The organism is Leifsonia sp. P73 (assembly GCF_051059105.1).
Lineage (GTDB): Bacteria > Actinomycetota > Actinomycetes > Actinomycetales > Microbacteriaceae > Leifsonia.
Genome location: NZ_CP194931.1, coordinates 2,708,654 through 2,720,688 on the forward strand (window position 1 = coordinate 2,708,654; position 12,035 = coordinate 2,720,688).

Annotated in this window: 13 protein-coding genes and 1 pseudogene; 10 read left to right on the top strand and 4 right to left on the bottom strand. The window is 71.7% G+C overall.

Annotated elements, in window-relative coordinates:
* Positions 1-19: 19 nt before the first annotated feature.
* The 6 genes and pseudogenes from ACQ86L_RS13990 (at position 20) to ACQ86L_RS14015 (ending at position 5,932) form a co-directional block, all read left to right on the top strand.
* Positions 20-2,056 carry a bifunctional aldolase/short-chain dehydrogenase gene (locus ACQ86L_RS13990; RefSeq protein WP_434315944.1) on the top strand — a complete coding sequence of 679 codons (2,037 nt, stop codon included), beginning with the start codon at positions 20-22 and terminating at the stop codon, positions 2,054-2,056.
* Positions 2,053-3,500 (top strand): annotated as a pseudogene (locus ACQ86L_RS13995) (rhamnulokinase). Before ACQ86L_RS13990 ends, ACQ86L_RS13995 begins: the two are co-directional and overlap by 4 nt.
* Positions 3,500-3,682 (top strand): hypothetical protein, encoded by a 183-nt coding sequence (locus tag ACQ86L_RS14000; protein ID WP_434315945.1) that lies wholly within the window; start codon positions 3,500-3,502, stop codon positions 3,680-3,682. The pseudogene ACQ86L_RS13995 and the gene ACQ86L_RS14000 overlap by 1 nt, the downstream one beginning before the upstream one ends.
* Positions 3,682-4,284, top strand: a complete 603-nt coding sequence (locus ACQ86L_RS14005; RefSeq protein WP_434315946.1) for a hypothetical protein — start codon at positions 3,682-3,684, stop codon at positions 4,282-4,284. The genes ACQ86L_RS14000 and ACQ86L_RS14005 overlap by 1 nt, the downstream gene beginning before the upstream one ends.
* A gap of 218 nt (positions 4,285-4,502) precedes the next feature.
* A complete protein-coding gene (locus ACQ86L_RS14010; RefSeq protein WP_434315947.1) occupies positions 4,503-5,234 on the top strand; it encodes a dienelactone hydrolase family protein in 732 nt (243 codons plus the stop codon).
* Positions 5,235-5,326: 92 nt separating this feature from the next.
* Positions 5,327-5,932, top strand: coding sequence for a GNAT family N-acetyltransferase (locus ACQ86L_RS14015; RefSeq protein ID WP_434315948.1), 606 nt, complete (start codon positions 5,327-5,329; stop codon positions 5,930-5,932).
* Positions 5,933-6,000: 68 nt separating this feature from the next.
* On the opposite strand, the gene ACQ86L_RS14020 is transcribed toward ACQ86L_RS14015, so the two are convergent.
* Both ACQ86L_RS14020 and ACQ86L_RS14025 read right to left on the bottom strand, forming a co-directional pair.
* Complete coding sequence (locus tag ACQ86L_RS14020) at positions 6,001-7,299, bottom strand: MFS transporter (protein ID WP_434315949.1); 1,299 nt, start codon at positions 7,297-7,299, stop codon at positions 6,001-6,003.
* A gap of 5 nt (positions 7,300-7,304) precedes the next feature.
* Complete coding sequence (locus ACQ86L_RS14025) at positions 7,305-7,733, bottom strand: MarR family winged helix-turn-helix transcriptional regulator (protein WP_434315950.1); 429 nt, start codon at positions 7,731-7,733, stop codon at positions 7,305-7,307.
* An 83-nt stretch (positions 7,734-7,816) separates the two neighbouring features.
* Between ACQ86L_RS14025 and ACQ86L_RS14030 the strand changes: the two genes are divergently transcribed.
* The 3 genes from ACQ86L_RS14030 to ACQ86L_RS14040 all read left to right on the top strand — a co-directional run bounded on the left by ACQ86L_RS14030 (position 7,817) and on the right by ACQ86L_RS14040 (position 10,255).
* Positions 7,817-8,668 carry an alpha/beta fold hydrolase gene (locus ACQ86L_RS14030; protein ID WP_434315951.1) on the top strand — a complete coding sequence of 284 codons (852 nt, stop codon included), beginning with the start codon at positions 7,817-7,819 and terminating at the stop codon, positions 8,666-8,668.
* A 99-nt stretch (positions 8,669-8,767) separates the two neighbouring features.
* On the top strand, positions 8,768-9,817 hold the full coding sequence (locus tag ACQ86L_RS14035; protein WP_434315952.1) for a lipoate--protein ligase family protein: 1,050 nt from the start codon (positions 8,768-8,770) through the stop codon (positions 9,815-9,817).
* 69 nt (positions 9,818-9,886) lie between these two features.
* Positions 9,887-10,255, top strand: coding sequence for a hypothetical protein (locus ACQ86L_RS14040; RefSeq protein WP_345839894.1), 369 nt, complete (start codon positions 9,887-9,889; stop codon positions 10,253-10,255).
* Positions 10,256-10,268: 13 nt separating this feature from the next.
* Here the strand turns inward: ACQ86L_RS14040 and ACQ86L_RS14045 are convergent, their stop codons facing one another.
* Complete coding sequence (locus ACQ86L_RS14045; protein ID WP_434315953.1) at positions 10,269-10,553, bottom strand: GNAT family N-acetyltransferase; 285 nt, start codon at positions 10,551-10,553, stop codon at positions 10,269-10,271.
* 57 nt (positions 10,554-10,610) lie between these two features.
* Here ACQ86L_RS14045 and ACQ86L_RS14050 point away from each other — a divergent pair, with 57 nt between their 5' ends.
* Positions 10,611-11,495, top strand: coding sequence for a DNA-methyltransferase (locus ACQ86L_RS14050; protein WP_434315954.1), 885 nt, complete (start codon positions 10,611-10,613; stop codon positions 11,493-11,495).
* Here the strand turns inward: ACQ86L_RS14050 and ACQ86L_RS14055 are convergent.
* Entirely contained in the window at positions 11,488-11,946 is a 459-nt protein-coding gene (locus ACQ86L_RS14055; RefSeq protein ID WP_434315955.1) for an SRPBCC family protein, read from the bottom strand. The two genes, ACQ86L_RS14050 and ACQ86L_RS14055, sit on opposite strands and share 8 nt — an antisense overlap.
* Between the last annotated feature and the right edge of the window lie 89 nt (positions 11,947-12,035).

The following is a 12,035-nucleotide window of genomic DNA, read 5'->3' on the forward strand; positions in this document are numbered from 1 at the left end:
GCAGAAGGAACCACGCAAAATGACGAACGAGACCGTCGCGGCCCTCCTGGCCCGGTCGAACCGCCTCGGCGCCGACCCGAAGAACACGAACTACGCCGGGGGCAACACGTCCGCCAAGGGCGTGGAGACCGACCCGGTGACGGGCGAGCCGGTCGAGCTGCTGTGGGTGAAGGGCTCCGGCGGCGACCTCGGCACGCTGACGGAGCAGGGCCTCGCCGTGCTGCGCCTCGACCGGCTGCGCGCCCTCCAGAACGTCTACCCTGGCGTCGACCGCGAGGACGAGATGGTCGCGGCGTTCGACTACACGCTGCACGGCAAGGGCGGCGCGGCCCCGTCGATCGACACGGCCATGCACGGCCTGGTCGATGCGGCTCACGTCGATCACCTGCACCCGGACTCGGGCATCGCGATCGCGACCGCCGCGGACGGAGAGGCGCTGACGGCGAAGGTGTTCGGCGGGCGCGTGGTGTGGGTGCCGTGGCGCCGCCCCGGCTTCCAGCTCGGCCTCGACATCGCCGCGATCAAGGCGGCGAACCCGTCAGCGATCGGCTGCATCCTCGGCGGCCACGGGATCACCGCGTGGGGAGACACCTCGGAGGAGGCCGAGGCCAACTCGCTGTGGATCATCCAGACGGCGGCCGACTACATCGAGGCTAACGGCCGGCCCGAGCCGTTCGGGCCGCGCATTGCGGCGAACGAGCCGCTGGAGGCCGCCGAACGCCGTGCGAAGGCGGCGGCGCTGGCTCCGACGATCCGCGGGCTGGCGTCCACGGACAAGCCGCAGGTCGGCTCGTTCACCGACGACGACGTGGTGCTCGACTTCCTCGCGTCCTCCGAGCACACGCGGCTCGGCGCGCTCGGCACCTCCTGCCCGGATCACTTCCTGCGCACCAAGGTCACGCCGCTCATCCTCGACCTCCCGGCCGACGCCTCCGTCGAGGACTCGATCGCCCGGCTGCAGGAGCTGCACGAGCAGTACCGCGCCGAGTACACCGCCTACTACGAGCGGTACGCGACGCCGGAGTCGCCCGCGATGCGCGGCGCCGACCCGGCGATCGTGCTCATCCCGGGCGTCGGGATGTTCTCCTACGGCAAGGACAAGCAGACCGCCCGGGTGGCGGGCGAGTTCTACATCAACGCGATCAACGTGATGCGCGGCGCCGAGGCGCTCTCGACCTATGCCCCGATCGACGAGGCGGAGAAGTTCAACATCGAGTACTGGTCTCTGGAGGAGGCCAAGCTCCAGCGGATGCCGAAGCCCAAGTCGCACGCCGGCCGCATCGCGCTGGTCACGGGCGCGGCCTCCGGGATCGGCAAGGCGATCGCCACGCGGCTCGCGGCCGAGGGCGCGTGCGTCGTCATCGCCGACCTGGACCTGGCGAAGGCGCAGGCCGCCGCCGCAGAGCTGGGCGGCACGGACGTCGCGATCGGGGTGGCGGCGAACGTCACCAGCGAGGCCGACATCCAGGCCGGCATCCAGGAGGCGCTGCTGCAGTTCGGCGGCCTGGACCTGATCGTCAACAACGCCGGCCTGTCCATCTCCAAGCCGCTGCTGGAGACCACCGAGGCCGACTGGGACCTCCAGCACGACGTCATGGCCAAGGGGTCGTTCCTGGTCTCCAAGGCCGCGGCGAAGGTCCTCATCGAGCAGGGCCTCGGCGGCGACATCGTCTACATCTCCTCCAAGAACTCGGTGTTCGCGGGACCGAACAACATCGCCTACTCGGCGACCAAGGCCGACCAGGCCCACCAGGTGCGGCTGCTGGCCGCGGAGCTCGGCGACTACGGGGTGAAGGTCAACGGCATCAACCCCGACGGCGTGGTCCGCGGCTCCGGGATCTTCGCCGGCGGCTGGGGCGCCAAGCGCGCCGCGGTCTACGGGGTGCCCGAGGAGGAACTGGGCACGTACTACGCCCAGCGCACTCTCCTGAAGCGGGAGGTGCTGCCGGAGAACGTCGCCAACGCGGTCGCGGTGCTCACCTCCAGCGACCTCGACCACACCACCGGACTCCACATCCCCGTCGATGCGGGTGTCGCGGCGGCCTTCCTGCGATGAGCCCGGTGCGGGCGGGTGCGGTCGCCGCGGTCGACCTCGGGGCGACCAGCGGCCGGGTGATGCACGCCCGCGTCGGAGCGAACACGCTGGAGCTGACCGAGGCGGCGCGCTTCCCGAACTCGCCCGTGCGGGTGCAGGAGGAGGGCCGCGAGGCGCTGCACTGGGACCTGACCGGCCTCTACGCCCACGTTGTGGAGGGCCTCGGCACGGTCGCGCGCTCCGAGCCCGGCCTCCGGAGCGTCGGCGTGGACGCGTGGGCCGTCGACTACGGCCTGCTGCGCGCCGGCCGCCTGCTCGGCGAGCCGTACCACTACCGCGACGAGCGCACCGCCGCGGGCGTCGAACTCGTGCACGCGCGCGTCGCACCCGAGGAGCTGTACCGCGAGGGCGGCCTCCAGTTCCTGCCGTTCAACTCGCTCTACCAGCTCGCCGTCGACCACGAGTCGGGGGCGCTGGAGGCCGCGGACGGCATCCTGCTGGTCCCGGACCTGATCACCTACTGGCTGAGCGGGCGGGCCGTCGCCGAGCGCACCAATGCCTCCACCACCGGGCTGCTGACCGCCGACGGGTCGTGGAACGATGCGCTCATCGAGCGGCTGGGCCTGCGGCGCTCGCTGTTCCCGGCGCTCGTGGACGCGGGCACGACCGTGGGCTCCCTGCTGCCGTCGCTCGGCCTCCCGTTCGCCGGCGCGGGCCCCGCCGTCACGGCTGTCGGGTCGCACGACACCGCCTCCGCCGTCGTCGCCGTGCCGATGGACGCCTCCCGCGCCGCCTACATCTCCTGCGGGACGTGGGGCCTGGTCGGCGTCGAGCTGGAGGGGCGGGTCGTCAGCGACGCGGGCCGCGCCGCCAACTTCACCAACGAGGGCGGCGTGGACGGCCGCGTCCGCTACCTCCACAACGTCATGGGGCTGTGGCTGCTGAGCGAGTCCATCCGGGAGTGGCAGCGGCGCGGCCTCCCGGTGAGCCTGGAGAGCCTGCTCGCCGAAGCCGCCGCGCTGCCGCGCCCGGCCGACCTGTTCGACGCCGACGACCCGCGCTTCATGGCGCCGGGCGACCTCCCGTCGCGCATCGCGGACTGGTTCGCCGAGCGCGGCCTCCGCGCCCCGGCGAGCCCGGCCGGGATGGTGCGCGTCATCGTCGAGAGCCTCGCCGAGGCCTTCGCAGTGTCGGTTCGCGCCGCGTCCGAACTGTCCGGCGTCCCGGTCGAGACGGTGCACATCGTCGGCGGGGAGCGCGCAACGCCCTTCTCTGCCAGGCGACGGCCGACCGGGCGGGCGTGCCGGTGCTCGCAGGCCCGGTGGAGGCCACGGCGCTCGGCAACGCGCTCGTCCAGGCCCGCGCGGTCGGGCTCGTGTCGGGCGACCTGGAGACGCTGCGCGCGCTCGTGGCCCGCAACCACGTGCCCGTGAGGTACGAGCCGGCGCGCCTGGCGGTGCGCTGATGGAGCACCACGAGCGGGCGATCGAGCGCTACGTCGCCGACGTGTCCGCCGACCCCGAGGTGCTGGCCGTCATCGTGAGCGGCTCGGTCGCGCGGGGGCCGAACGGGCGGACTCCGACGTCGACCTGTACCTGGTCGTCACGGAGTCGCGCTGGGACGAGGCGTTCGCCGCGCGCCGCCTGATGTTCACCAGCACGGAGGGCATCGGCTACGACGGGGGTTACTTCGACGTCAAGCTGGCGACGCTCTCGTACCTGGACGACGCGGCCGAGCGCGGCGACGACCCGGTGCGGGACTCCTTCGCCTCCGCGCGGGTGGCGTTCAGTCGGGTGCCCGACCTTCCGGATCGCGTGGCGCGGGTGACGCAGGTCTCGGCGGCCGACTGGCGGGACCGGGTCGCGGGCTTCGTGGCGCAGTGCCGGCTGCACGGCGGCTACTTCCTGCCGCAGGCGCACGAGCACGGCGACCCGCTGCTGCTCGCGCACGCCTCGGTCCATCTGGTGACGTCTGCCGCGCGGGCGCTGCTCGCGAACAACCGGGTGTTCTTCCCCGGCCCGAAGCACCTGCGGGCGCGGGTGGCGGGGCTCGCGTCGGCGCCTCCGGGGTTCGGTTCCTTGCTCGATGACGTGATCGCGACGCCGACGCCCGCGACGGCCGCCAAGCTGCTGGAGGCCGTGGAGGCGTCGGTGGGCGACGCGCTGCCGCGCGACGAGACACTGTCGCGCTTCGTGCTCGACAACGAGCTCGCCTGGCGCTACCGCACCGCGCCGCCGGAGTTCTCGTAGCGCTGATTCGTGCCGAATGTCCCGTTCGGCGCTCCCATTGACGACATTCGTGCCGAATGCGCGGTCGCGCGCTATGCTCTCCCACGGTTCGTGACCATTCGAGGAGGTGAGCACCGTGAACGCAACCACGTACGGGTGCTCCCCGTCCCGCCGCAGAGCGCGCGACTGATCGACCGGTCGCCGGGAGCGCCAGCAGGCATCCCCGAAAGGCGACCATCATGAACCTCTTCACCGACGACACCACCGTGGACGGCGTCCGCCGCCGCGGCTTCCTTCTGGACGACGTCCCCGGCGTCCTCTGGACCCCTCCCATCGCCACCCCGGGCGCACCGCTGATCCTGTCCGGGCATGGCGGAGGCCTCCACAAGGAGGCGCCCGGGCTGGTGGCCCGCGCCCGGCGGCTCGTCCTCGACCTCGGTTACGCCGTCGCCGCCATCGACGCGCCCGGCCACGGCGACCGTCCGCGACCGGTGCGCGACCAGCAGTGGGTCGACGCCATGCTCGACGCCCGCGACCGGGGCGAACCGCTCGATCCCGTGATCGCCGAGTACAACGCCTCCCTCGCGGAACGGGCCGTGCCGGAGTGGCGCGCGACGCTCGACGCGCTCCAGCAGCTCGGCGACATCGGCGCCGGGCCGGTGGGCTACACCGGGATGACGCTGGCCTCCGCCATCGGCATCCCGCTCGCCGCCGCCGAGCCGCGCATCCGCGCCGCCACGTTCGGCGGGATCGCGGCGCACCGCTTCGTGCTCGACGCCGCGCGGGAGGTGAGCATCCCGATCGAGTTCCTGTTCCCGCTGGACGATCCGGAGATCACCCGGGAGTCCCAGCTCGAGCTGTTCGACGGGTTCGCCTCGGCCGAGAAGACGCTGCTCGGGTTCCCCGGCAGCCACTTCCGGGTGCCGGCCGAGCGGCTGGACACGGGGCTCTTCCCGCGCGTGCTCGGGTGAGGCGTGCGGGGACGCGGCGTGCGTCGCGTCCCCGCGCCGCGCTTGCCGGTCGACGCCCCGCAGCGTAGTTTCGCGCCAGAGGGGAGGCCGCCATGAGCGACGCCGATGCCACCGCCTTCACGATCCGCCCGCTCGACACCTCCACCTGGGACGCCTTCGTCGCGCTCTGCGACCGGCACGGCGGCGGCGGGTTCGGCGGCTGCTACTGCACCTGGTTCCACCGCGACACCCACTCGGCGCCGGAGTCGCAGCCCGAGCGGCCGGCGGACGTCACCAAGGAGTTCAAGCACGACCTCGTGACGGCCGGGGACGCGCACGCCGCGCTCGTCTTCGACGGCGACCGAGCGGTCGGCTGGGCCCAGTTCGGGAGCCCGGAGGAGCTTCCCGGGATCTACCACCGCAAGCAGTACCTGGAGACGACGACGGCCCTCCCGGACTACCGCATCACCTGCATCTTTGTGGACCGCGCCTACCGCGGCCGGGGCGTCGCCCGCGTCGCGATCGCCGGCGCGTTGGAGCTGATCGCGGAGGCCGGCGGCGGGGTGGTCGAGAGCTACCCGCGCGAGACCGACAAGCGCATCTCGCCGTCGTTCCTCTACAGCATGACCCGCCAGGTCTTCGAGGACGCCGGCTTCGACTACGACCGCCCGAAGGGCACCGTCAACTGCGTCATGCGCACCACTGTGGCCGCCCGCTGAGCGCGACATTCGGCACGAATGTGGCGATTGCCGCGCCCGAACGCGACATTCGGCACGAATCCCGTGCCTCAGCTCGCGCGCGTCGCGGTGACCTCGGCCTCCTCCAGCTCCTCGCGCGCCTCCTCGCGCGGGCTGAGGACGACGCGGGGACGCAGCCCCGAGAACCGCACCCGCATCCCGCGGTACTTCACCAGGTAGAACACACCGACCAGCGCCGCCGCGAACCCGCTCGCCGCGCCGACGCCCATCGCCCAGCGCGGGCCGAACGTGTCTGCCACCCAGCCGACGATCGGCGCGCCGACCGGGGTGCCGCCCATGAAGATCGCCATGTAGATCGCCATCACCCGGCCGCGGAGCACCGGGTCGGTCGTCATCTGCACGGTGCCGTTCGCGGTGGTCATCAGGGTCTGCGACGAGACGCCGATGATGATCAGCGCGAGCGCGAACAGCCAGTAGGTCGGCATGACCGCAGCGACGGCACAGCCGAAGCCGAAGAACGCCGCACCCGCGAACAGCAGCGAGACCCGCGGGCGCTCGCGTCGCGCCGAGAGCAGCGCACCGACCACCGAGCCGATCGCCATGATCGAGGACAGCAGCCCGTACTCGCCCGCGCCCTGATGGAACACGCTCACCGACATGGTCGAGATGAAGATCGGGAAGTTGAGTCCGAACGTCCCGATCAGGAACACCATCACGAGGATGACCAGGATGTCCGGACGCTTCCGCACGTAACGGAAGCCGTCGACCAGTCCGCCGCGCGACCGCTTGGCCCGCTCGGTCCGGTACAGCTTCTCCTTCCGCAGCAGCATCAGCGACAGCAGCACCGCGCCGAACGTCGCCGCGTTGATCAGGAACACCCAGCCGGCGCCGACCGCGGCGGTCAGGAGGCCGGCGACCGCAGGACCGAGGAGCCGGGCCGAGTTGAACGACGCCGAGTTGAGCGCCACCGCGTTGGACAGGTTCGGCCCGGTCACGAGCTCCGAGACGAAGGTCTGCCGCGCGGGAGCGTCGAACGCGGCGACCACACCGAGCAGCAGCGCGAACACGTAGACATGCCAGAGCTGCACCACCCCGGTCACCGTCAGGATGCCGAGCCCCAGGCCCAGCAGCCCCATCATCCCCTGCGTCATCATCAAGAGCTTGCGGCGGTCGAGGTGGTCCGCCGCCCAGCCGGTCACGGGCAGGAGGATGAGCTGCGGCCCGAACTGCAGCGCCATGACGAACCCGACCGCCGCCGCGTTGTTGTGGGTGAGCTGGGTGAGGACGATCCAGTCCTGCGCCGTGCGCTGCATCCACGTGCCGACGTTGGAGACCAGCGCGCCGCCGGCCCAGATGCGGTAGTTGACCCCGGCGAGGGAACGGAACATAGCGCTCACGAGTCGGCGATCTCCCTCATGATGGCCGCGGCTTCGGCGAGGGTGTCGCGCTGCTCGGGCGTGAGCGTGCGGAGGCGCTGGTTCAGCCAGGCGTCGCGACGGCGGCGCGTCTCGGTGACGAGCCGGAGGCCGGACTCGGTGGGGACGACGATCACCTTGCGGCCGTCGACCGCGTCGGCGGTGCGCCGGACGTAGCCGGCCTGCTCCAGGTGGTTGACCGTGCGATTCATGGAGGGCGGGGTCACGCGCTCGTGCTCGCTCAGCCTCCCGATGGTGCCGGAGCCCTCGCGGACGAGGAAGGCGAGGGTGGAGGTCTGCGTGTCGCTCAGCTCGTCGTCCTCCTTCTCGGCGCGCAGGCGCCGGGAGAGGCGCGCGACGGCGATCCGCAGCGTGCTGCTGAGGTCGTGCGTCGAGAGGCGTCCCATAGATAGTTAGCCTAACAAATTAGGCTTGCTAAATAAAACGCGTTCGCCCAGGGCGTGCGGGCGCGGCGTGCCAGAATGAGCGCGTGCAGCGAGAGTTCAGCGCCGACGACGGCCTCCGCATCTTCTTCGACGTCTATCCGGCCGAGCGCCCGCGGGCCGCCGTGCAGGTGGCGCACGGCGTGGGGGAGCACGCCGGCCGCTACCGTGCGCTCGCCGAGCACCTCGTCGCCGAGGGCTACACGGTCTACGCCGACGACCACCGCGGTCACGGCCGCACCGGGATGGAGCAGTGGCACGGCGACGCCACCAAGCTCGGGAGGCTCGGGCCGGGCGGGCTGCGCGGCGCCGTCCGCGACCTGCGCGCGTTCAGCCGGCTCATCCGCGACGAGAACCCCGACCTCCCGCTGGTGTTCATCGGCCACAGCTGGGGCTCGCTGATGGGCCAGATGACCCTGAACCACCACGCCGACGACTACGACGCGGCCGTACTGACCGGCACCGCCTACCGGATGGTCGGCTCGATGAACAGCGGCGACCTGAACAAGCGGCACGCGCACCTCGGCACGACGGGCGCCGAATGGCTGAGCCGCGACCCCGCTGTGGCGCTGGCGTTCGTGGACGACCCGCTGTGCACGCTCGTCCCGCTGCAGAAGCTGTTCGGGATGGCCGACGCCGCCCGCCTGATCGGCCGGCCGGCGCGGCACCTGGCCCGCGACCTCCCGCTGCTCATCGCGGTCGGCGGCGACGACCCGCTGGGAGGCCCGGCCTCCGCCCGCAAGCTGGAGCGCTCGTACCGCACGCGCTCGGGCCTCAGCGACGTGACGACCATCGTCTACCCCGGCGCCCGCCACGAGGTCTTCAACGAGACCAACCGCTACGAGGTCTTCGCCGACGTCACCGCCTGGCTCGACCCCCGCGTCCCCGCCCGCACCTAACCAGCAATCTCTCCCGGAGTCGTGTACGCAACACGCCGTGCTCAGGCGTGCATAACTCCGGAAGAGATGGCCGCGGCGCGCGGGTTCTAGGCTGGGGACATGCATGGTGAGTACAAGGTCCCTGGCGGCAAGCTCGTCGTGGTCGACCTGGAGGTGGAGGACGGCCTGATCGCCGGCTTCCGGCTGGCGGGCGACTTCTTCCTGGAGCCCGACTCGGCGCTGGAGGCGATCAACGCCGCCGTCAACGGCCTCCCCGCCGAGACCGACGCCAAGACCATCGCCGCCGCCGTGAAGGACGCGCTCCCCGAGGGCGCCTCGCTGCTCGGCTTCTCGCCGGAGGCCGTCGCGGTCGCCGTGCGCCGCGCCCTCGCCCGCGCCACGAGCTGGCGCGACTACGACTGGCAGATCGTCCACGCGAAGGCCGTCTCCCCGCTCATGCACCTCGCCCTGGACGAGGTGCTGACCACCGAGGTCGGCGAGGGCCGCCGCGGCCCGACCCTCCGCATCTGGGAGTGGGACCGGCCCGCCGTCGTCATCGGCAGCTTCCAGTCGGTGAAGAACGAGGTCGACCCCGTGAACGCCGAGAAGTACGGCGTCGAGGTGGTGCGCCGCATCACCGGGGGCGGCGCGATGTTCATGGAGGCCGGCTCCGTCGTCACGTACTCGATCTACGCTCCCGCCGACCTGGTGCAGGGGATGAGCTTCGCCGACAGCTACGCGTTCCTCGACGAGTGGGCCATCATCGCTCTCAAGTCGCTCGGGATCGACGCGAGCTACGTCCCGCTCAACGACATCACCAGCCCGAAGGGCAAGATCGGCGGGGCCGCGCAGAAGCGCCTCGGCTCCGGCGCCGTGCTGCACCACGTGACGATGAGCTACGACATGGACGGCCAGAAGATGACGGAGGTCCTCCGCATCGGCCGCGAGAAGATCAGCGACAAGGGCATCACCAGCGCCGCCAAGCGCGTCGACCCGCTGCGCAGCCAGACCGGGCTCAGCCGCGCCGAGATCATCGAGCAGATGAAGACGACGTTCCGCAGCCTGTACGGCGCGACGGACGGCGACCTCACCGAGGCGGAGTACGCGGAGGCCGAGCGGCTGGTGACCTCGAAGTTCGCGACGGAGGAGTGGCTCTACCGGGTGCCCTGACCGGCCGCCACCTTGGTTGTTCCTGTGGGTCCGCCGGGCGCACAGCGAGCCTCCGGTACCCTGGATGCCGTGAACTGGTGGGCCGTGGTCATCGTGGGCGTCATCGTCGTGGCCATCGTCATCGGCGTGAGGCTCGGCTGGATCGACCTCTCGAACAAGGCGAACCGCGGGTCCGGCACGATGAGCGGGGCCATCGGCGGCTCGTTCGACGAGGTCTTCGCCCCGACCCGCCACGAGGCCCAGCAGGAGCTCGACCGCCAGTCGTTCCTCCCCGCGCCCGCCCCGCTCCCCGGCGACGGCGGCGACGCGGCCGCGTTCGACGCCGGCAAGATCACGATCGACGTCGGGCCGGCCGGCCGCGGTCAGCGCGCAGAGGGCCGCGCGCCCTCCGAGGAGGGTCGCGCCACCACGCGAACGACCGCCTCGCACCGCGCCTGAGCGCGACCGCACCTCAGCGGCGCTGCAGCTCCCGGTACTCCGGATGGTCCGCCAGCCAGCGCCGCACGTACGGGCATGTCGCGATCACCCGCAGGTCGGTCCGGTCGCGCACGTCGTCGAGCGCCGTCTGGACGAGCTGGGAGGCCATCCCGCGCTCGCGCTTCTCGGGGTCGACCTCCGTGTGCACGAACACGATCGCGTCGTCGCGCAGCTCGTATTCGGCGATCCCGACGACCTCGCCGTCCTTCAGCAGGGCGTAGCGGGACTGGTCGGGCTGGTTCTCGACGGTCAGCGTCATGCCGCCAGGCTACCCGTCAGACCGCCGGGGACCGGCGCATGCGGGAGAATGGAGGACATGTCAGAGCCCGTCGCCGCCACGCCGCCGCTGTGGCGCCCCGACGGGCCGAGCACGGTCTTCCACGGCGACAACCTGGAGGTCGTCGCCGGCCTGCCCGGCGGAGCCTTCCAGCTCATCTACCTCGACCCGCCGTTCAACACCGGCCGGTCGCAGGCGCGGCAGCGCACCACCGCGCTGCGCACGGAGGCCGGCGTCGGCAGCGTCATCGGCTTCAAGGGCCGCAGCTACGAGCGCATCAAGGGCGACATCCTCAGCTACGACGACCGCTTCGAGGACTACTGGGGCTTCCTGGAGCCGCGGCTGATCGAGGCCTGGCGCCTCCTCGCCGACACCGGCACCCTCTACCTGCACCTCGACTACCGCGAGTCGCACTACGCGAAGGTGCTGCTCGACGCGCTGTTCGGCCGGGAGTCCTTCCTCAACGAGATCGTCTGGGCGTACGACTACGGCGCCAAGGCGAAGAACCGCTGGCCGGCGAAGCACGACACGATCCTGGTCTACGTGAAGAACCCCGGCTCGTACTACTTCGACTCGTCCGCCGTCGACCGCGAGCCCTACATGGCGCCCGGCCTGGTCACTCCCGAGAAGGCCGAGCTCGGCAAGCTGCCCACCGACGTCTGGTGGCACACCATCGTGTCGCCGACCGGCCGCGAGAAGACCGGCTACCCCACCCAGAAGCCGGAGGGCGTCCTCCGCCGCATCGTGCAGGCGTCGAGCCGGGAGGACGATTGGGTGCTCGACTTCTTCGCCGGCAGCGGGACGACCGGTGCGGTCGCGGCGGCGCTGGGCCGGCGGTTCGTGCTGGTCGACAGCAGCCCGGACGCGGTCGCGGTGATGCGCGCCCGCTTCGCCGCCCATCCCGAGGTGCGCTTCCTCACCTGAACGGGGCGGGATGCTCGACGTGCGCCTTCAGGGCGCGCATGGTGCGGCGGCTCTCCCTGGCCGCCATCATCGCGAACATGGGCTCGACCGCGCGGTACACGCCGTGCGTGGTGAGCCGGCCGATCCGGGTGACGCGGGTGACGCCTCCGCGGTCTTCGACGCCGTACACGATGAGCGCGTCCACGCTCCCGGACGGCTTGGCCTGGTGGAAGCGCAACTCGTGGTCGGGGACGTCGTCGATCAGCTCGCCGCGCATCCGCCCGACCATCGTCCGGTCGACGTAGGTCGAGGAGTCCGGCGCGGGCACGTCCGCCGCCGCTGTGGGCACGCGGGTCCCGCGGTAGACCAGCGAGTGACCGAGCCAGGCGGGGTACGCGTCGACCGCCCGCAGGGTCGCGTAGACGTCGTGGGCCGGCGCGTCGATCTGGATGGTGTCGGTGAAGCTTCTCATGGCGCCCGTCCTACACCGTGGGAGAGGGGTTGCGCACTGGCCATCTGCCGGGGACGTTCCGGTTGCTTCATGGAAGTTCCCGGGGACGG

Coding starts and splice junctions, on each gene's coding strand:
- ACQ86L_RS14035 (WP_434315952.1), top strand. CDS start 8,768: ATGCATGGTGAGTACAAGGTCCCTGGCGGCAAGCTCGTCGTGGTCGAC.
- ACQ86L_RS14005 (WP_434315946.1), top strand. CDS start 3,682: ATGTTCACCAGCACGGAGGGCATCGGCTACGACGGGGGTTACTTCGAC.
- ACQ86L_RS14000 (WP_434315945.1), top strand. CDS start 3,500: ATGGAGCACCACGAGCGGGCGATCGAGCGCTACGTCGCCGACGTGTCC.
- ACQ86L_RS14045 (WP_434315953.1), bottom strand. CDS start 10,553: ATGACGCTGACCGTCGAGAACCAGCCCGACCAGTCCCGCTACGCCCTG.
- ACQ86L_RS14010 (WP_434315947.1), top strand. CDS start 4,503: ATGAACCTCTTCACCGACGACACCACCGTGGACGGCGTCCGCCGCCGC.
- ACQ86L_RS14050 (WP_434315954.1), top strand. CDS start 10,611: ATGTCAGAGCCCGTCGCCGCCACGCCGCCGCTGTGGCGCCCCGACGGG.
- ACQ86L_RS14015 (WP_434315948.1), top strand. CDS start 5,327: ATGAGCGACGCCGATGCCACCGCCTTCACGATCCGCCCGCTCGACACC.
- ACQ86L_RS14055 (WP_434315955.1), bottom strand. CDS start 11,946: ATGAGAAGCTTCACCGACACCATCCAGATCGACGCGCCGGCCCACGAC.
- ACQ86L_RS13990 (WP_434315944.1), top strand. CDS start 20: ATGACGAACGAGACCGTCGCGGCCCTCCTGGCCCGGTCGAACCGCCTC.
- ACQ86L_RS14020 (WP_434315949.1), bottom strand. CDS start 7,299: ATGTTCCGTTCCCTCGCCGGGGTCAACTACCGCATCTGGGCCGGCGGC.
- ACQ86L_RS14025 (WP_434315950.1), bottom strand. CDS start 7,733: ATGGGACGCCTCTCGACGCACGACCTCAGCAGCACGCTGCGGATCGCC.